The sequence below is a fragment of the Bacteroides sp. AF25-5LB genome (genome assembly GCF_003602965.1).
In the GTDB taxonomy this organism is placed as follows: domain Bacteria; phylum Bacteroidota; class Bacteroidia; order Bacteroidales; family Bacteroidaceae; genus Bacteroides; species Bacteroides uniformis.
Genome location: NZ_QTMC01000019.1, coordinates 18,361 through 37,986, shown reverse-complemented (window position 1 = coordinate 37,986; position 19,626 = coordinate 18,361). Strand labels below are relative to the sequence as shown.

Annotated in this window: 11 protein-coding genes; 4 read left to right on the top strand and 7 right to left on the bottom strand. The window is 47.1% G+C overall.

Features of this window, described 5'->3' with window-relative positions; all coding sequences use genetic code 11:
• Positions 1 to 173: 173 nt before the first annotated feature.
• Complete coding sequence (locus DWY57_RS17470) at positions 174 to 2,549, bottom strand: TIM-barrel domain-containing protein (RefSeq protein WP_119962153.1); 2,376 nt, start codon at positions 2,547 to 2,549, stop codon at positions 174 to 176.
• Positions 2,550 to 2,805: 256 nt separating this feature from the next.
• Between DWY57_RS17470 and DWY57_RS17465 the strand changes: the two genes are divergently transcribed.
• The gene (locus tag DWY57_RS17465) at positions 2,806 to 6,717 is read left to right on the top strand and encodes a two-component regulator propeller domain-containing protein (protein ID WP_119962152.1); all 3,912 of its coding nucleotides are present in this window, start codon (positions 2,806 to 2,808) and stop codon (positions 6,715 to 6,717) included.
• A 5-nt stretch (positions 6,718 to 6,722) separates the two neighbouring features.
• On the opposite strand, the gene DWY57_RS17460 is transcribed toward DWY57_RS17465, so the two are convergent.
• The 3 genes from DWY57_RS17460 to DWY57_RS17450 are packed head-to-tail and all read right to left on the bottom strand — an operon-like array spanning position 6,723 to position 11,648.
• Positions 6,723 to 8,453, bottom strand: coding sequence for a glycoside hydrolase family 9 protein (locus DWY57_RS17460; protein ID WP_117601054.1), 1,731 nt, complete (start codon positions 8,451 to 8,453; stop codon positions 6,723 to 6,725).
• A gap of 43 nt (positions 8,454 to 8,496) precedes the next feature.
• Positions 8,497 to 10,371, bottom strand: a complete 1,875-nt coding sequence (locus DWY57_RS17455) for a hypothetical protein (protein WP_226791264.1) — start codon at positions 10,369 to 10,371, stop codon at positions 8,497 to 8,499.
• Between the two features lie 23 nt (positions 10,372 to 10,394).
• Positions 10,395 to 11,648: an AGE family epimerase/isomerase gene (locus tag DWY57_RS17450; protein WP_117601094.1), complete on the bottom strand. Its 1,254-nt coding sequence runs from the start codon at positions 11,646 to 11,648 to the stop codon at positions 10,395 to 10,397.
• 349 nt (positions 11,649 to 11,997) lie between these two features.
• On the opposite strand from DWY57_RS17450, the gene DWY57_RS17445 reads away from it, so the two are divergent.
• Positions 11,998 to 14,532 carry a glycoside hydrolase family 9 protein gene (locus DWY57_RS17445; RefSeq protein ID WP_119962151.1) on the top strand — a complete coding sequence of 845 codons (2,535 nt, stop codon included), beginning with the start codon at positions 11,998 to 12,000 and terminating at the stop codon, positions 14,530 to 14,532.
• A 145-nt stretch (positions 14,533 to 14,677) separates the two neighbouring features.
• On the opposite strand, the gene DWY57_RS17440 is transcribed toward DWY57_RS17445, so the two are convergent.
• On the bottom strand, positions 14,678 to 16,099 hold the full coding sequence (locus DWY57_RS17440; RefSeq protein WP_119962150.1) for a sialate O-acetylesterase: 1,422 nt from the start codon (positions 16,097 to 16,099) through the stop codon (positions 14,678 to 14,680).
• 126 nt (positions 16,100 to 16,225) lie between these two features.
• Positions 16,226 to 16,546, bottom strand: coding sequence for a multidrug efflux SMR transporter (locus DWY57_RS17435; protein ID WP_117601093.1), 321 nt, complete (start codon positions 16,544 to 16,546; stop codon positions 16,226 to 16,228).
• Positions 16,547 to 16,692: 146 nt separating this feature from the next.
• On the opposite strand from DWY57_RS17435, the gene DWY57_RS17430 reads away from it, so the two are divergent.
• Positions 16,693 to 17,268 carry a Crp/Fnr family transcriptional regulator gene (locus tag DWY57_RS17430; RefSeq protein WP_117601050.1) on the top strand — a complete coding sequence of 192 codons (576 nt, stop codon included), beginning with the start codon at positions 16,693 to 16,695 and terminating at the stop codon, positions 17,266 to 17,268.
• Positions 17,269 to 17,527: 259 nt separating this feature from the next.
• Positions 17,528 to 17,986, top strand: a complete 459-nt coding sequence (locus tag DWY57_RS17425) for a DUF1349 domain-containing protein (protein ID WP_119962149.1) — start codon at positions 17,528 to 17,530, stop codon at positions 17,984 to 17,986.
• Between the two features lie 303 nt (positions 17,987 to 18,289).
• Here DWY57_RS17425 and DWY57_RS17420 read toward each other — a convergent pair whose 3' ends face one another.
• The gene (locus DWY57_RS17420) at positions 18,290 to 19,567 is read right to left on the bottom strand and encodes an ATP-binding protein (protein ID WP_119962148.1); all 1,278 of its coding nucleotides are present in this window, start codon (positions 19,565 to 19,567) and stop codon (positions 18,290 to 18,292) included.
• Between the last annotated feature and the right edge of the window lie 59 nt (positions 19,568 to 19,626).

Sequence of the window (19,626 nt, the reverse complement as noted above, 5' to 3'; positions counted from 1 at the left end):
TAAGCACATCGGGAAAAAGATATGCGACACAATTTTGTGCCACTATAGAGGCACTGCCGTGCCATTGGGAAGGCACATCTGTGCCACCATAGTGGCACAGATTTCGGTAACTATATCCCTTTCTCTTCCATACCGGCAGGGGTGAATTCAATATAGATTTTCAAAGATTAAGTTCAGAAACTCAGGGAAGTGCCTTCAACCTGGTTCAACAGTTGCGGTTTGGCCTTTCCACAATCCACTTTCACAACCTGAATACGGTTGTCGGCAGGTAGACAAACCAATCCTTCCGCCTGCTTCTTGTCAGCACTGTATACCTTCAGGTTCATTTTGCTCCAATCCATCTCAGCAGTGGACTGCGCCAACTTCAGATGAGGAAGTACCGAACCGTCACGTACCAGCATGATTATCGGCAGACTGCCTGCTTCAATTCGGTGCCATCCACCTTCGTAGACTTTCTCTGTCTGGTAGTCTATCCATTTTCCTTCGGGAAGGTAAACTGTGCGGCCCGTCATACCGGATTCAAGCAAGGGGGCAACCAGAATCTGCGAACCGAAGAGATACTCGTCATCCACTTTCCATGCTCCCGGATCATCGGGGAATTCTACAAACAAGGCTCTTAGCATCGGTAAGCCCTTTTCTGTACATTCCTTAGCCTGAGCATACACATAAGGCATCAGACGGTACTTCATCTCTGCACTCTTGCGGAAGACATCCTGCACACGCTTGCTGTCGTACAACCACGGCTCTGTCGGAGGTGCCCCATGCGCGCGGGTATGGGAAGTAAGAAAACCGAACGGTATCCAGCGGCAATACAAGTCCTCCGGAGTGGATTTTACAAAGCCACCCATATCATGGCTCCAAAAGGAGAAACCGGACAAGCCGAAGGACAAGCCTGCACGAAGCGTACCCAGCAGTCCCGTGTTCGTAGTTGCAGCATCACCGCCCCAATGCAATGGATAACGCTGGGAACCGGCCCATGCGGCACGTGCCCACATTATATTCTCGTTGTGCAACTTCTTGGTTATCTCGGACACTGCCATATCATAACGCACCGGATAGAGGTTATGCTCATACCATCCGCTCTTGCCGGAAGCGTAAATACCGTTCAGTGGAGCAGCCTCGCCGAAGTCTACTTTAATGGCACTGACACCGATATTCAGCAATCCCGCCAGCTTGTCCTGATACCACTTTACGGTTTCCGGATTGGAAAAATCGAGCACCACATCTTCGTAGGGAAGTTCACCATTTCCATTTTTCACATACATGTCTTTCTCTATCAGTTCAGAGAAATAACGATTTTTAGGAGTGAAATAAGGCAACTGCCACAAACATACATGGAAACCTTGTGACCTCAAATCCTTCAACATCTGCTGTGGATTCTGGAAACGGTTCTCGGAGAATTTATAGTCACACTGCCAGTCCACATCAAACCAGCCGGTATCGAAATGGATAACATCGCACGGATACTTGTTCTTACGGATATTGGCCGCTACATCATAACCTTCCTTTTCACTGAAATAGGTAATACGGCTCATCCACGTACCGAAAGACCACAAGGGGGGCATGCCCGGCTTTCCTACCAAATCGGTGTACTCGTCCAGAATATCTTTCGGCTCGCCGAAGAAAACGAACAAATCCAGGTTCTCGTCACCCATGAACATTTTGTTCAGCCCAATATAGGTAGCACCAAAATCACAAGTCACGGGAGCGGATGTATGCATAAACATACCATATCCCCGGTTACTCATAAAGAAAGGAATCGGTTTGTACATCTGGTCCGTCTCAGGCCCTTGTGGGTCTGTAACGAACAAGTTCACCTTCTGTCCGGCCTTGTTCAGCCCAGTGGCAGACTCTCCGCAACCAAAAATCATTTCATCCGCAGTCAAGGTAAATACCGGATTGATGCGGCGGGCATTGTCACTTCCCCGCTTCACAAAACAGAACGGTGTATATTTTACCTGCGTAGAGTCCGCATCACTCAAAGCGGCAGTCTGGCTCAAGATACGTCCGGCTTTATCCTTCAAGACGATTCTCCAGGGATTCTTGTTAATCTGAATGGTTCCATAGTCACTGGAATAGACAATCTTGTCATTCGTCTCGGTAACTTTCCAGCTTCCATCCCTGCCCGGTTCCTTTGCCAACATGATGGAAGCGGCAGGTTTAGGTTCCACCGGGGTCGTTAGCATACGGATACGTACCGTACGCGGAGTTACAAAGTCAATCTTGAATTTGAGGTTAGGGTCATTTTCATAGGCAGTGAAAGGAAAATCGAGCATTCTCATTTTCCGGGGCTGTGAACCGTTGGTATTGAAGGCTTGACGGGGCATCAGATGCCCGCGTTTCCAGTTCACCAGCCCTTCACCCGACTTGGCATCGAATGACTCCAGGTGATCTGCAAAAAACAAAGTATTACTCAAGTCACGGAAATCGGTACTCATGTCCAGAGGTTGGTTCATCAGATACGAGGTACCGTCATTGACATGTGGCTGTGCCAACAGATTGCCGCCGGCAAACAACAGCATCGCCACTGCTAAAAGTTCTTTCTTCATACTATTAGGATTTAAATGATCTTGCCTGCAAATGTATTTTTCTTAAAGGAAACACAGATGCCTTAAAAATGTCTTTTAATATCCGGTTTTGTTTCATAGAACCCATATAGGATCATTGGAAACAAAATGCATACTATTTTTCACCAAACGGAGGATATCATCCCACGCGAATACGCAAATCTTCCCTTGCTCGTTCGGAGGATTATATTTAAGTTTGCAGTTACAATATTGTTAATCCTTCTAATAAAGAAAATACATGAAACAACTGCTCCTATTCCTTATATGCAACCTGACCTTTCTCCTTACTGTTCAAGGTAACTCAACGGAAATCCCGCTGGCTGTCATGTTCAAGCAGCTCTCTACAACAGAAGGACTCTCCAACAACAGTATCCGAAGCATCTACAGAGACAATAGGGGATTCCTCTGGGTGGGGACAGAATCAGGACTCAACAAATACGACGGCTACTCCTTCCAGCAGTATTACCAGAACAACTCCAACCTGCCGGACGATGCCATCAGCGAAATTTTCGAAGGACCGGACGACAATGTATGGATAAGGACTTCCAGCGGCTACAGTATCTATAATTATAAGACCGGTAAATTCGACAATGACTATAAACCCATACTCGATGGGCTGCAAATCCCCAGTAAAAACATTCTGAGGATGGGAAAAACCTCCAAGAATGAATTTTGGGCCTACGACTATTCCAAACTTTACATACGAAGCATGGACAACAGCTCCATCAAAGCCTATCCACTGGCAGTTGAAAAGATTTCAAGCCTCTATATAGGTGTCCAGTTCATTTATATAATGTACTCCAACGGTACCCTATACAGTATCAGCAAGCAGACTTCCGAAGTCAAGGAAATAGCCATTCCCGCCATCTATAGACCTTTGCTGGAGAATCATGAGCCACACATTTACATAGACCAAAACGAAAACCTATGGGTATACACCTTCCAAAACAGCCTGCTTTTGCACAAGAACAGTTTTACACAGCAATGGGAGAACATCAGCCTAAACAATAACACCCACATACAGTACAATCGCGTGCAACGCATCCTCGACCTGGGAGACGGCAACGTATGGATACTTACCAGCCATATGGGGTTGTTCGTTTACAACGCCCTGACCAAATCTCTTACCAACTTGGTGCACAATCCATTGAAACCGCACACCATTGCCAGCAACAATCTGAATACCATTTACCGGGACAAAGACGGAACCATATACATAGGGAATTTCAAACACGGTATTTCCTATTATAGCCCCATGTCTCAAATCATACTATGCAACAAATCCCTGGAATATGATGATATCCTAACCTTCTGCGAAGACACAAGCCAGGAATCCATTTACTACGGAACAGACGGTACGGGACTAATCCGACGTTCACTGGTGACCGATTCATACGAAAAGATAGCAACTCCCGCCAATATTGTAGTCGACTTATCCATCGACTCCAAAAACCGCCTATGGATAGGCACCTTCCAGAAAGGACTGCTATGCTACTCGAAAGGGCAAATCAAACAATACACGGTAAGCAACAGCCAGCTTCTCGAAAACAATGTGTATACAGTAGAGGTGGACAAACACGGATACATCTGGATAGGTACCATGAAAGGATATATACAGAGGTTAAATCCGGAAACCGGGCAGTTTGACACCATCTTGTACCGTCCGGGAGAATTCTTTGTCCGTGATATGTACTATGACAAAGACAGCACCCTTTACGTAGCAACCAGAGGAGGACTCATTATTATCGATACGGAAACCCAAGCCTATAATATATACGCCGAAGCCAGCCGTTTCAAGGAGAACAATATGCTCACTGTCTATAAGGACAGCCGGGACCTTCTTTGGATAGGACATCCACACGGACTGAGCATATGGAACCAGAAGAACGACTCCATCTACTTTCTTGACCAGAAAAACGGGCTTGCCGCCAATCTCGTCAGAGCCATCACGGAAGACAACAACAACCAAATGTGGATTGGCACCGGCAACGGCATCTCACGAATCAAAATAACAAACGATACATACACCATCGTGAACTACTCCGTAAGCGACGGACTGATATGCAACGATACCAATGTCCACGCCATCCTCAAACTGCAGAACGGCAATATACTGATAGGTACTCCTCAAGGTTACCAGACTATCATTCCACAAGACATCCTGACCACAAGTTATGATGCCAACATTTACCTTACCGGTATTGAGTTCAAATTCGGAATGCCCCATCCGGACATCCTGAACGGCAGCTCACTTGAATGTGCACAACACCTTTCCTTCACTGAAAAGGAAAATTCATTCACTCTGTCCTTCTCCGCTCTCGACCTGGTGGAAACGGATAAGATAAAATATGCCTATAAGATTCATTCCAACTGGATTTATGCCGAAAACAACAAAGTAAACCTATCCATGCTGACTGCCGGAAACTATACTTTATCCGTCAAGGCATGCAACTCACAAGGCATATGGAGCCCCAACGTCAAGGAACTGAAAATAAAGATACTCCCTCCTTGGTGGCGCACCTGGTGGGCCTATACCATATATACCGGTATCATTTTGTGTATCCTTCTGTCCATTATCCGCAATCTGCGCTTACGCCAAAAGCAGAAACAAATCATGCAGGCCATCGAGGTGGAAAATGAAAGGCAGCAGAAAATCAACAATATGAAACTGCAGTTCTTTGCCAACATAAGCCACGAACTGCGGACTCCCTTGTCACTTATCATCAATCCGCTTGAAGAGTTTTTCGTAGACCATCCCGAATATCGTAAAGGCATTCTGGATATAGTCAAACAAAATGCCGACTATCTGCTGGAATTGATTAACCAACTGCTGGATTTCAGAAAGCTGGATGCCAAGGCTGAAACCCTGAAATGCAAACATGACAACATCCTTATCATTCTGAGTGAAATATTCCACTCTTTCGATCCGATAGCACAGAAACGGAACATCAGCTATAGCCTTACCGCTCCACAACATTCTGTATTCATGGATTTTGACTATGGCAAGATACGCAAGATATGCACAAATATCCTGTCAAATGCATTCAAGTTCACTCCCAATAAAGGAAGCATCTCACTGGATATTGCCGTAAGAGGCACAAATCTGGAACTGACCTTTACCGACACCGGTTGCGGCATAGAGGATGAAGCCAAGGAGAAAATATTCCAAAGATTCTATCAGTCGAGCAAAAACCAGTCGAGCAACGGAGGCAGCGGCATTGGACTGCACATTGTTTCCGAATACGTAAAGATGCATCAGGGTACTGTCTGTGTCAGGGATAACCAGCCTTGTGGTTCTGTATTCCTGATTACCCTACCCCTGCACCAGAACAGTAATGAAACCAAAAACGGAGAACCGGTCGAAGAACCGGAAATAAAGGAAGAATCCCATCCATTCACCATACTACTCGTAGATGACAACTACGACTTCTTGAAATTTCTCTCTGAAAGTCTTGCCAGGCAGTATCATGTATTAAAAGCCACAAACGGAAAACATGCACTAAATGTACTGGAAAAGGAAGATATTGATTTAGTGGTCAGTGACATCATGATGCCCGAGATGGATGGTCTGGAACTATGTTCAACCATCAAGAATGACATACGCTACTCCCATATCCCCATTATCCTCCTGACAGCTAAGGCAAGTGAAGAACACCAATTGGAAGGGCTTAGCGTTGGTGCAGACGACTATATCACCAAGCCTTTCAATATGGAAGTCCTCAAGCTGCGCATCAACAAGATTATCGAGATGAACGTCAAACGTCAGGAAATATTCAATCAGGACATTAAAATCGAGCCAAGCCGTATCACCATCACTCCCCTTGACCGGCAGCTGGTGGAAAAAGCCATCCAGATTGTAGAGGACAATATCAGCGAAACCGAGTTTTCCGTCGAGGAGCTGGCCAGCAGCCTGAATATATCACGCAGCTATTTCTACAAGAAAATGATTAAGATAACGGGAAAGAAACCCATCGAATTCATCAGGACCATCCGTATGAAACGTGCACAACAACTCTTGACAGAAAGCCAGATGCAAGTTTCGGAAATTGCATATACCTTGGGGTATAACTCCCCCAAGGTATTCTCCAAACATTTTAAAGAAGAGTTCAACATCAGCCCATCCGAATTTATAAGGCAGCAGGCTGAATAGCAACATTATTTTGACATCAAAGCATCCAACGAAGACACCAACGCCACCAAAGCGGCACTCCAATTAATGGCTATCTCATTGGAAGCATACGAACCCTCCACATCTGCATAAGACTCATCCGGCAGGTTGGAAGCATAAGCAATGCCATCCTGCTGCCCAGGATTGGGACCGCCAACCAGGAAACCGGGAAGAGGTGCCTCTATATCATCCGATGTAGAAAGACGATGGTGCGGATACAGAGGACTCTTCATCCCGAAACCGGTAACATAACAATATCCCGTAGCATTCTTTCCTAAAATGTAGTCCATATTGCGGTAGGCGTTCGTCAGGTACGACTTCTCGCCCGTAAGCAAATAGGCGCAAACCAGTGAAGTGGCTTGGTTAGCACACCCTTCGGCAAGGCATCCCCAGAAGAAATCTTTGGCATCGTTGCCGTAAGGAGCATGGAAAGGAGAGCGGTCAGCACCCCGCACAGCCTCGACAGCATAGTCCAGTAACAGGTCTTTCATGGCATTTGCCAATTCCACGTCTTCACCCTGATATTCCCTGCCCGGTTGCAGCCAGGCAAACACGCCCAACGCAGTGGTATTGCCCCAAGAAGGAGTCTTATATGCAGTCGGCAGATGCTTCTTCACTTGTTCCCGGTAAACGGGCTTTCCCGTAGCAAGATAGAGCTCGGAAGCCGCCCAGAAGAATTCGTCATCGGCACTACGATCACCGTAAGCTCCCGTAACCACGGCAGGTTGATATTGCTTGTTGAGGAGGTCCTGATGATAGAGCGCTTGCGGATACGCTTCTGCCCAGGCGTAAGCACGTTCGGCAGCCTGTAAAGCCACTGTCGAAAAGCCCGGATAATCCTCTTCGTAAGGAGTAAACAAGGCAGAAGCCTGCGCCAAAGCCGCAGCATAGTCCAATGCCGCCGTTACTGATTTCTGAACCACATAACGAGGCTGCTTACACTCCGTAGGCTTGATGAATCCCTCGAACGAAGGGGTAGTCAGCTTGTGGTAGACTCCTCCGTCGGCAGGGTCTTGCATAGTCAGCATCCATCTCAGGTTATAGTACATCTCGTCCAGCAAATCGGGCGTGTGGTTTCCGCTTTCCGGGATGTTCACCTGTTGACGGATAAAATAATCAGGAAAGCGGGCATAAATCGCCTGCATCAGTCCAATGGAATAGGCGGAGTTCACAATATACTTGTTATAGTCTCCGGCATCATACCATCCTCCCGGAGAAGAAATCACCGTTCCCGCCTTACGTTCCGGCCCGGCAGCATTGGGATGTATCAGTACCTTGTCATCGGGATGGCCTGCCGGACGGCTCCACCGACCCGCATAAGTCGCTTCGATGGGCATGCCCGTACGTTGGTAATAGAAAGATTTCAAAGCTGCATCGGCCAAAGGGGACAGTACTCTTTCTTTTATTTCGAATGCCACTGAATCTCCGTTAACCATCAGAAAATAGTTTCCCGGTGCCGTGATGTCACTGAAATCCAATATCGTCCTGCTCTTATCCGACCAAGCAGATGAAGCAATATATCCGGGCTTACCGGAAAATACCCGATTACCCGTGGCTGCATCTACTATGGTAAATTCACGGACCTCACCGGTATTCACCACAGCTACTTTTTCCTGCTGGGGATAGTACCCTAACTGATTCAAACGTATAGTTTCTGAAGGATGCCCTAAAGTGGCCATCCCTCCCAGAACTGTAAACAGACATGTAGTTATATTCATATCACTATTCTTTAGTAATCATTTATATTATTCTATTTCAAAACTATTTATCAGACAATAAGGTAATGAAACTGATGGCCGGCAAGTGTACCCGTACCTGCCCATTCTCCACTTTCACTGCAGTTTCCTTCATGCAGTCTTTTGTATTGGTCACATAGACTTTCAGTTCCTTCACTTCTGCAGGGATACCGGAGATGACAGCCTCGCAATCCGCCCCATTATTGACCATATGGACGGCATATTCCCCACGCACCATATTTCCGAAAGCCGCACAGTTTACGTTTTTCTTGCTGCTACTGACCGGAATGGCCAAGGCATCGGCCGGAGTGGAGGCCAGTTGCTTGATATTCCAGAAACGTTGCGTAGGACGCAAAGGACCTTTGGAACCATAAATGCCGTCTCCCCACAACAACGAATAGTCTGAAGTAAGCTGCCACTGCAAGATGGACAATGGCTGGCAAATGGCACAAATACGCGTATACAGATTGATTTCATAAAGTGCAAACGTCGACTCATTGAATATCTCGGCATAACCATGAGCAGCGGCATCCGTACTACCCTCACCAACCAAGAGTGGTACATTGATCGCTTTGGCAGCATCCGCCCACTTCTTTAACGTAACATCATCACAACCACGCCATGAATGGAAAGAAACTGCACCAATATACTTATGAGTCTCAAGATTGTTCAAAGCAGGAAGGATGAAATCGAAAGTCGTGGCATCCGAATTGTCGCCAAGCAGCATGCGGGTAGGAAGATTCAACCCTGCCAGATAAGCACCGAACTCCTTAATGAAATCTGCATGTTCCTGCGGAGTGTGGAGGACATCAATACCCAAATCCGATTCATTGAACGAGAACATGGAGAACTCAATACCATAATACTGTTTGGCATACAACAGATAATCTGCCATGGATTTATAAATCTTCTCCTTTTTCCGGTTATCCAGACGATAAGCAATGACACCGCCTTGACGAGCATAACTTGCAGGACCTCCGTCAATGGCCCACGCAGGTGGAAACCAGCAGCTTAGTATTACCGGCATTCCCATCGCCTTCAAGCGCTTTGCCATGAGGAGACTTTCCTCCACCCGCTTGTTCAGTCCCCCATTCTGTGCGGTGGCAATAGGGTCGGCTTCCTCTTCCGGTTGCCACAATCTCCACGGAAATTCCACACGTCCATAGGCTACACGCAAATTTTCCAGACAGTAATCTATCACTTTAGGGTCGGCAGCAGGATTCTGCAGGCGGAAATTCCCTCCAAAGCCTGTAAACAGACTGCCCGGATTCTGCATATCCAATATAATTTCCGCGTCACTATGATCTATCACTCCGGAAGCATGCAGTGCCATGGACAATGCAGTTCTCTCAGCCTTTTTCAGAGTCGGCATCAGCGAGATATAAACTACGGTACCGGTGGATTCTTTTTCAACCGTGGCCTTTACAGACTTATTGAACTTGAATTCCAACTTCCTATTAGCCGAAGTAACGGTCAGCTTCCTGCCACTTGTCCTTACTTTGGCATCAGCGTAGTTTTCCGGACTTAAAGCAATACAGTAATAGGCTGTCTGGTTCAAAGTAGTGTCCGACAGCGCATCAATAGAAATCTCCACCAAGCCTTTTCCCTTATCAGTCACTTTCTGATGGAACTTTACACCTCGCAGAGTAGTCGTCACTTCCTGCATATCCCCCTCACGATGGAAAACGGGACGGACCTGCTTCTCCTTTCCGGTAATCTCCATATCCCCTTTCAAGGTTCCGACACGCAGGGACGACTCAAAGTCTATCAATTCACCGTCTACACGGACACCCGTGATATTGCTCCATGCCATCACTTCCGTCTGGGCAGAAAGCGGCAGAGACAATATGCCACACAGCAATGCAGCCATTCCCAACTGGAAAATTCGTAAATTCTTCATTATATCAAATATATAAAAGGTTGTCATTTCAGTCTTGTATCAATCTCAAACCCCATACGGCTGTTATGATAAGGACAATTCCACATACTTGCTTTAGGTTCCTTGTAGCGGGGAGTCCCATCTTCCAGCACAGTTCTGAACCATTCGCCATACTCCTTGTCTATCATCCGTGATTTGATGAAGTTCCAGGTACGGACGGCACTGTCCAGATAAGATTGTTCACCGGTCAGCTGCCAGGCATTGATGCATCCTACCACAGTTTCCGCCTGGCACCACCAGGAAGCATCCTTCCTGATTTTGTCCTTATGCCGTTCGTACATCATAGCGCCCATCGGGTTGATGCCCTCTTTCAAGGAGGCGTCTGCAAGTTCCAAAGCCACTTTCCTGCATTTCCCGATGACCTCCGGGTCACCCAGAGCTTCTGCAGCTTCCGTCAGCAGCCAGGAAGTTTCGATGTCATGCCCGTAAGAGTCGATGTCATCCAGATTGTTCCAGTTTGAATCACAGTATAATATCAGGTGATGTGTTTGTGAGTTATACAGTTTGGTTGTTATCAAGTTTATCACTTTTGCAAGGCGCTCGCGAAGGCCGTCATCTTTCCATACTTTATATAACGCTGTGTATGCCTCCAATACATGGATATGGGTATTCATTGTTTTGGTGGCAACACCATCTCCATCATATCCCAACTTTTGGGGAGTTCCCCATTCGCGGGTAAAGGATTCTATATAACCGTCGTTTACGGGATCTTTGATTTTGCTCTCCACGGTCCGGTAAAGCTCTATGGCTTTTTGCAGGCTTTCATTGTTGCCTGTTGCTCTGAAATGTTCGGACAAACCGTAGATGGCATAAGAGCAGCCGTAAGTCTGCTTGTCCGTATTCAGTGGAGTACCGTCTGCTTTTATCAGCCAATATACGCCTCCATACTGCGGGTCGATGAAGTGGTCGATAAAATAGCGTTGCGCCCTGTCAGCCAGTTTGCGGTAGGCAGCATCGCCATACATCCGATAAGCGGTTGAAAAAGTCCAGAGGATGCGGGCATTCAGTACGCCTCCTTTGGGAGCATCCGCTATCGGGGCACCGTCACGTCCCAATGAACCGTAAAAACCTCCGGAAGGGTCTACACTGTATTTTTCCCAAAAAGAGAGGATATTCTCTTTCAAGTCTGAGGTTATCTCATCTTTTAAAATCTTATCCGCGTGTGATTGCGCTTTTAGGAAAGGTGCAATCAGCAGCCCTACTACAATCAGCAGAAAAACGGGAAATAGGTGTCTCATAATGTAGCGATTTAAGAAATTGGCCATAGTTACACTGCAAATTTACAAAAAAACAAGTTGTCATTACTCATTGCCATCCTTTTTCAAGGGATACAATTGGTTCCGATAAAGGTCATTTTTGGGTACTGAATCCTTGTTTTGTCAAACACTGGCGTCTGTCGGCTCAAAGTCCAGTGTCTGTCAGCTCAAACACCAGTGTTCGTCAAGTGCTACAATATCTGCCCCAGAAACATAGGCAAACACCGGAAAAAGATACATTTTATAACGTTATTGGCTACAAACAAAAACCATCCGTTTCCTTTTTAGTCCGTATATTAGTGGAGAATTCTGTAACTCAAAAATAGATACTATGAGAAAGAGACATTTTCTATTCGCATCCGCCCTGGCACTGCTCTGCAGTAGCGGTGCACTGCATGCACAAGATTTCAAGCTGACATCTTCCGGTTATTTCAAGAACCAGGGAGTAGACGTCATGGCTTTTGATGACATCTATCCCGAGGGACACCAAGGAGGAGTATGTATCATCATGAATGGACACCGCGTAGCAACGAATGGAGACATCCGACTGGAAGCCACCCCCGGACAATGGCAGCCCGTACCGAAACAACTCGACCGGAAGCTCAGCGACAACAGCATCACCGCTACGCTCTGCTATCCCGACTCCTCACGCCACCTCACCGGATTCAACCCGATGATTTACCCGGATCTCCACCTTATATATACGGTACAAGTGGAAAGCAAAGGTAAACACATAGAGGTGACCGTAGACCTGGACCGCCCCATTCCCCAGGAATTCATCGGAAAAGTGGGCTTCAACCTTGAATTCTTCCCGGGTTCCCTCTTCGGCAAGCCCTGGATTATGGACGGTCAGAGCGGCATCTTCCCGCAACAACCCAACTCCCCCCTGATGACAACCCAACCCAACTATCTGCATACGGGAAACTATCATGACGGCAAGCAATCGCTGGCAGACATGGACAAACTGATAGGAAAAGGTTACAGCCCGATTGTGGCCGACGACATCATCAGCGAACCTTATGCCAAAGGCCGTAAGTTTACCTCCCGCCCCGACGACCCTTACAACAAAGTAACCATCGAATCATTGAGTGGTGACCTACAACTGTTTGACGGGCGTATGAACCACAATAACGGCTGGTTCGTACTGCGCAGCAACATAAAACCGGGTGTCACCAAAGGGGCCGTCAAATGGATTATCACTCCGAACGTAGTGGCCGACTGGATGTATCAGCCGGTTATCCAGACTTCACAGATAGGTTATCATCCCGCCCAGGACAAGGAAGCCGTCATCGAAATGGATATACGTGACAATAGAAAGGAAACGGCACAAATCATCCGCATTGACGCAGACGGCGAGAAAGTGGTCAAGAACGTCACTCCTGCCAATTGGGGCAAGTTCCTAAGATACAACTATCTGAAGGTGGACTTCACGGATGTGAAGGAACCGGGACTCTACAAGATTAAATACGATACCTCCGTATCTCCTATCTTCCGCATCGACAATGACGTATATGCCCGTGGCGTATGGCAACCCGTACTGGAATACTTCCTTCCCGTACAGATGTGCCACATGCGCGTCAACGAGAAATACCGCGTATGGCACGACTGCTGCCACATGGACGATGCCCGGATGGCACCGGCACACAATCATATCGACGGCTACGACCAGAAAGAGGGCCTGTCCAAATTCAAACCGGGTGAAGTGGTTCCCGGAGTGAACATAGGCGGCTGGCACGATGCCGGAGACTTTGACCTCCGCATCGAATCCCAAGCCGGAGAATCCTATATCCTGGCACTGGCCTACGAAGCTTTCCGCCCGAATCTCGACGTGACTTCCATCGACCAGATAAACCGTGTGACGGAAATCCACCAGCCCGACGGTAAGAATGACCTGCTGCAACAAGTAGAGAACGGCGCCCTTACGGTAGTCAACGGCTACCTGGCACTGGGACGTCTCTACCGGGGAATCATCTGCAACGACCTTCGCCAATACGTACTTCTGGGTGATGCCGCCGCCATGACGGACGGAAAAATCGGTAATGAAGACGACCGTTGGATATTTACAGAGGACAACCCCGGACGAGAACTGTCGACAGCCGCCCAACTTGCTGCCGTATCACGCGTATTGAAAGGCTTCAATGATACATTGAGTGTACATTGTCTCGACATTGCCCGCAAAGTATATGCTTCTACCGAAAGCGGCAACAACAGAGCCTTGTTCCCCAAAGTGCAGGCAGCCGTAGAGTTGTACCTCACCACGGGCGAACAACCCTATATGGACTTCATCCTGGACAACCAGGAGCTCATCATCAAGCAGATAGGCCAAATCGGCTGGTACACGGCACGCGTAGAACAACAGTTTGCACAGATGAAGAACAAGAAAGCCAAAGCCTTCTCTACCGCTTTCCGCAAAGCTCTGGCCGGATACAAACAAGAACTGGACAAGCAAGTGCATGAAACTCCTTATGGCGTTCCCTACCGTCCGAATATCTGGGGTGCAGGCTGGGATATACAGCGTTTCGGCTTCCAGCACTACTTCCTGACAACCGCCTATCCGGAAATATTCCCGAAAGCACCGGTATTCAATGCCCTCAACTTCATTCTCGGATGCCACCCGGGCTCCAACCAGGCTTCCTTCGCCTCGGGTGTTGGCGCACAATCAGCCACTGTAGGCTACGGACTGAACCGCGCAGACTGGTCGTACATTCCCGGTGGAGTCATTTCCGGTACAGCGCTTATCCGTCCCGACTTCCCGGAACTCCTGACGTTCCCGTTCCTCTGGCAACAGACTGAGTATGTGTTGGGAGGAGGTTCGTCCCACTATATGTTCCTGGTACTTGCAGCAGAACAGTTGCTGAAACAATAAGAAAGACAGAGGGGGGAACAAAACCCTCTGGATATTTTCTTTTAGGCGCGGATTACACGGATTTAGTTTACTGCATCCATGGATTCCGCGTAACCCGCGCCTAATATTATAGTATAATGAAAGTGTTTATCTACTTTCCGTTCTTTCACCAATTATCCGTACGGAACGGAATGGTAGGCAATTCATTTCCGCCAATCATCGTACCAATCTGGAAATCATGGAAACAGTAGCGCACGCTGACGGGATGGGATACCTTTTCTGAAGAGATTACCACTTCATTCGTCTGCCAGTGCAGCCATACTTTATCGGCAGGATGAAATACACGGTCCTCGCCTGCCACTTCGAAGCCACGAAGGTCATAGTTACGGCAGATACCCATTTCCAGGTGGTCGAAAGAAACCCAGGCTTCATTGCCTTTAGCAGTCCATGACTTATATTGTGGGCCGAAACAGTGTATCTGCTTCAATCCATAGGTGAGGTTCAATGCCAGATAACTCAAACGTTGGCCCACCTTCCTCTTGTTGCGGGGATGGATGTTGTATATCTCGTAAGGTTCCACAAGGTCGTTGGTAGAAATCATGGCACTGTTCGGAATCTGGCTTTGGGCACGAAATTGCGCTTCGCGCAGGTAGGCAGCTTTCTCTTGCTGAGTGCCTCCATAGGCATAAGGAGCTATTTCTGCAAAGTAAAAAGGCAATTCGCCCAGTCCCCATTCCTTGCGCCACAGCTGCACCATGTCGGCCAGGCGCTCGGCATATGTTTCATGGCGGCCTACGTTAGACTCGCCTTGATACCAGATGAATCCCTTTATGGTATAGTTCTGAAGCGGCTTCAGCATGGCATTGTACATCAGCATGGGGCGGTGCATGGGGTGCAGGCGTTCGATGGAATCGGGGTTGAGGGAAATGTCCGGATAGTTTTCCAGCAACTCCCGGCTTATCCAACCTTCCACAGTGGCTCCACCGTAGGCACTGCTGATGATACCCACGGGAATACGGAGGGCACGGCTCAGTGAAGTTGCGAAATAGTAAGCTGTTGCACTGAAATCGGGTGCGGTCTCGATGGAGGAGAGGTTCCAACTACCTTCGCAGTCTGTTTGCGGTTCATACGTCTGATGCTTGGGAACGGTGAACATGCGCACACCCTTATTTTCGGCAGAAGCTATGATATCATCCACCCCATTCATGATGCAACAGCCGGCAAAACCTTTCAAGGGCATTTCCATATTACTCTGACCGGAAGCAAGCCATACTTCACCGATTAGGACATTCGTCAACGTAGTTTTTTCTCCATCATCAAAGGTTATCTCATAAGGCGTGTATCCTGCTGCCGGAGTTTTCACGGCAAGCAGCCAACGTCCGTCCTTATCGGCACGGCAAGTCGTTGTCTGTCCATTCCACGAAGGCGTGACGCGTACTTCGGCTTTCGGTGCAGCCGTTCCCCACAGTTTTACTTCCGTCTGTTGCTGAAGAACCATATTGTCACTTACCAGTGCAGGCAGTTTTACCTTGGCGCCCAATGAAGCGGCGTAGCATAATAGAATCAATGCAAGAGTTTTACTTTTCATGGCATATTTGTGTTTACTACTTATTCAGAATTCAATAACGTGAGCAAAAATAGGGCTTTTTTGCTCACGTTCATCCTTTTTCAAGTCAAAAGTTTACATCGCATTGTTCCGCAGCAATCGTAGGAATCAAGTCATCTTTAAACCTACAATAGAAGCTATCAACGTAGTAATAAAGAACAAACGGATGAAGGAAACCGACTCATCAAAGAATACAATCCCCAATATTACCGTACTTACCGCACCTATCCCCGTCCACACGGGATAGGCCGTCCCGATAGGTAACGTATGCACCGCCTTGGCAAGCAGCAACATACTGATGGCCAGACAGACAAGAAAGCCTGCACCCCAAAGATAATATTCCGTACCCGTAACGCCTTTCATCTTTCCCAGACAAAAGGCAAAGCCTGACTCAAACAGTCCGGCTACAACCAAAATAATCCAGTTCATACTCAATTCTTCTGTTTCATTATACATTTAAAGAGGGAGCAAAGATAACCTTTCCCGTACTCCTGCCACTTTACATTTGATAAGAAGCACCGGATAAGGTCGAAAATCGTATCTTTGCCACACTAAGAACCAATACTTGCCTGATAATGAACAAATACGATATTATCCATACCATATATCCAATGCCAAAGGCATCTGTCGACAAGCTGGTGGAGAACATCACGGAAGTGGCTTACCCCAAAAGTTCCCTCATACTGGAAGCCGGAAAGACGGAGAGAAACATTTTCTTCGTCGGAAAAGGTATTGTCCGCGCCTACGTGGAAGCGAAAGGTAAAGAAATCACCTTTTGGATTGGTGCCGAGGGAGCCACAGTCGTTTCACTGAAAAGCTACATCGCCAACGCACCCGGTTATGAAACCGTGGAATGCATGGAGGACGTCATTCTTTACGTCTTGAAACAGAGTGTCCTGGCAAGATTGTTCCAAGAAGACATCCACATCGCCAATTGGGGACGCAAGTTTGCAGAGACAGAATTCCTGCAGACTGAAGAGAAATTCATCCCCTTGCTGTTTACTTCCGCAGCCGAACGGTACGAAGTACTGCTGAAGAATAACCCGGAACTGCTGCAAAGAATCCCGCTGGAATGCCTTGCTACGTATTTGGGGATTACTCCGGTGAGTTTGAGCAGAATTAGGGCGGGGATTGGAAAACGACAAGGCTGAATAGAAATAAAAGAAAAGAAATTATACATGAATATATAATCTGTATATTTGTCATTAAATCAAGAACAAGCAGCCCATAAAATCACCTTTTCAATACGGCACATTGGTCGATAAAGGGGAGCAGTACATATTCTCCAACCCGGTATTTGAGTTGTGGTTCAAAGAGGGAGTATTACTGAAAGACTCTAAATTCACTAACTTTGCAACATAAACAAAAAACAATTACACAATAAATAAACATTTATATTTTGGATTGCTTATGAGCATCTTAATGACTGGTTGCGCCGAGAGTAAACCGGATGCGGCAGTAGAGAAAGAAACACTTTCATCCTGCAACGTCAAACTCAGTAACATACAATTTACCCAAGCCAAGAACGGGGCAGAGAACAATGTCACCGTATTCAACGACACACTGAAGTTTGTTGCCGGTCCGCAGACAGACTATTTCCGTTCGCCGGATGGAACTGCCATCAACAACTCACCTGTTATCTTTACAGAGATAGACAACACGAAGCCGTTCACCTTTACAGCCAAAGTGGAACCGCAGTTCACCCTGACGGGAACATACTCAGCCGGCGTACTTTATGTCTATGAGAACGATACCCACAACCAGAAACTATGCTTTGAGCAAGATGAAAACGGAGCACACCGCGTGGTGAGTGTCCGCACCATCGGAACTTCCGAAGTGGCAAGCTTGATAACGAATGAAGTAACGTAACGTCGATATAACTCAACACATTGTAGAATGCCCATCATTAATGTTATTCACATCAATGGTGGGTATTCTACTTTTACCATTCTGACACTTTGTATTTTCTATCGTATGAGGATCCCCCGTATTTCCATCTCTCTGTCTATACGAAAGGAAATTCGAGAACAAAAACATATAAAATACAGATTATAAGGAATATATCAAAACATACCTCCTCCTAATAAATTGAAAATATATCTCCGAAAGCCTTGATACGCCGAGAAAGCAAAGACAAAAGCAATGCTTTTTGTCACATTTACAGAAATATCCCTATCTTTCAAGCAATCCACCTAGTTCCCACGCCCGCACATGCCGTATTCCTTCATTGGACGGCAGGCAGAAGTCATCAAGCGAGACAACCAGTTTCTCATAATTATCTTGTATCGCCTCCAACGAAGCATACTCACGGCGCACCGTTTGTTCATCTACCAGCATGTAGGTGGATTGCAGATATATCGTACGGTCACCTTTCCGAGCGATGAAGTCCACCTCTTTTTCTTTGGCACATCCGGTATAGACATCATAGCCCGCCCGAAGCAACTCCAGATAGACAAGATTCTCCAGTTTATAACCCACACCATAGGCTGTTCCGGGATAGAGGAAATTCTTAAAGGCAAGGTCGTTGATGTAATATTTCGCCGTACCGGACAGTATTTCCTTTCCGCGCAAGTCAAAGCGTTCACAACGATACGCCAAGAACGAGTCTTCGATATAGCCTATGTAGGCAGCCACGGCATCATAGCTCGTCTTCCGGCCTTGGCTCTTGAAATAGTTCACGATGTTGCCGATGGACACTAAATTGGAGGCATTGCCTACAAGAAACGCAAAAAGGTCCTCAAGCAGCCGGGGGTCACGTATGCTGTAGCGTTGGATGATGTCCTTCAGCAAGATGGTGTCCTTCAAGGCAGACAAGTAATTGCGCTGCACCTCCTGCTTTTCGGGCAAGATAAAAAGTTCCGGGATTCCGCCCGTATTCATATAGCCCATATAGCTCTCACGGTTCTGTTCCAGATGCCTTATCTCTGTATACTCCTGATAGCTGAAGGGATATACCGGAAATTGGACGTATCGCCCCGAAAGCAGCGTGGCAAGCTCACCGGACAGCATCCGTGAGTTGGAGCCGCTGATAAAGAGCTCGTACTCCTCGGTATAGTCTTGCGAATAAGAATTGACCGACTTTTCCCATTCTTCGATGAGCTGCACTTCGTCGATGAAAATATATATCCTTCCCTGAGGGTGCAGTTCGCTTTTATAAAGCGCCACCAACTCTTCCAAATCCTTGTGAGTCTTCAAGAAAGCAAAGTCGCTCAGTTCCCGGTTGATGAACAAGGTGTTCTGCGGAGGGACACCGTTTCTTATCAGTTCCCTTGCTATCTGTCTCAACACATAACTTTTTCCGGTACGCCGCTGGCCGATGAGCACCTTTACAAGACGATTGCCTACGTAGTCCATGATTCTGCCGGTATAAGCTACCCGCATGAAACCAAAGTCAAAATCTCCTTCTGTCCAGAGATTGTACTTCCTAAGTATATCCATTCTTTCGTCCATAACCTAAACTTTAGTTGCAAAGATAACAATTTTCGGTTATAAACGAATATTTCTATCAA

Excerpts from the sequence above, each read along its gene's own strand:
- DWY57_RS17470 (WP_119962153.1), bottom strand. The coding sequence starts at position 2,549 with ATGAAGAAAGAACTTTTAGCAGTGGCGATGCTGTTGTTTGCCGGCGGC.
- DWY57_RS17465 (WP_119962152.1), top strand. The coding sequence starts at position 2,806 with ATGAAACAACTGCTCCTATTCCTTATATGCAACCTGACCTTTCTCCTT.
- DWY57_RS17460 (WP_117601054.1), bottom strand. The coding sequence starts at position 8,453 with ATGAATATAACTACATGTCTGTTTACAGTTCTGGGAGGGATGGCCACT.
- DWY57_RS17455 (WP_226791264.1), bottom strand. The coding sequence starts at position 10,371 with ATGAAGAATTTACGAATTTTCCAGTTGGGAATGGCTGCATTGCTGTGT.
- DWY57_RS17450 (WP_117601094.1), bottom strand. The coding sequence starts at position 11,648 with ATGAGACACCTATTTCCCGTTTTTCTGCTGATTGTAGTAGGGCTGCTG.
- DWY57_RS17445 (WP_119962151.1), top strand. The coding sequence starts at position 11,998 with ATGAGAAAGAGACATTTTCTATTCGCATCCGCCCTGGCACTGCTCTGC.
- DWY57_RS17440 (WP_119962150.1), bottom strand. The coding sequence starts at position 16,099 with ATGAAAAGTAAAACTCTTGCATTGATTCTATTATGCTACGCCGCTTCA.
- DWY57_RS17435 (WP_117601093.1), bottom strand. The coding sequence starts at position 16,546 with ATGAACTGGATTATTTTGGTTGTAGCCGGACTGTTTGAGTCAGGCTTT.
- DWY57_RS17430 (WP_117601050.1), top strand. The coding sequence starts at position 16,693 with ATGAACAAATACGATATTATCCATACCATATATCCAATGCCAAAGGCA.
- DWY57_RS17425 (WP_119962149.1), top strand. The coding sequence starts at position 17,528 with ATGAGCATCTTAATGACTGGTTGCGCCGAGAGTAAACCGGATGCGGCA.
- DWY57_RS17420 (WP_119962148.1), bottom strand. The coding sequence starts at position 19,567 with ATGGACGAAAGAATGGATATACTTAGGAAGTACAATCTCTGGACAGAA.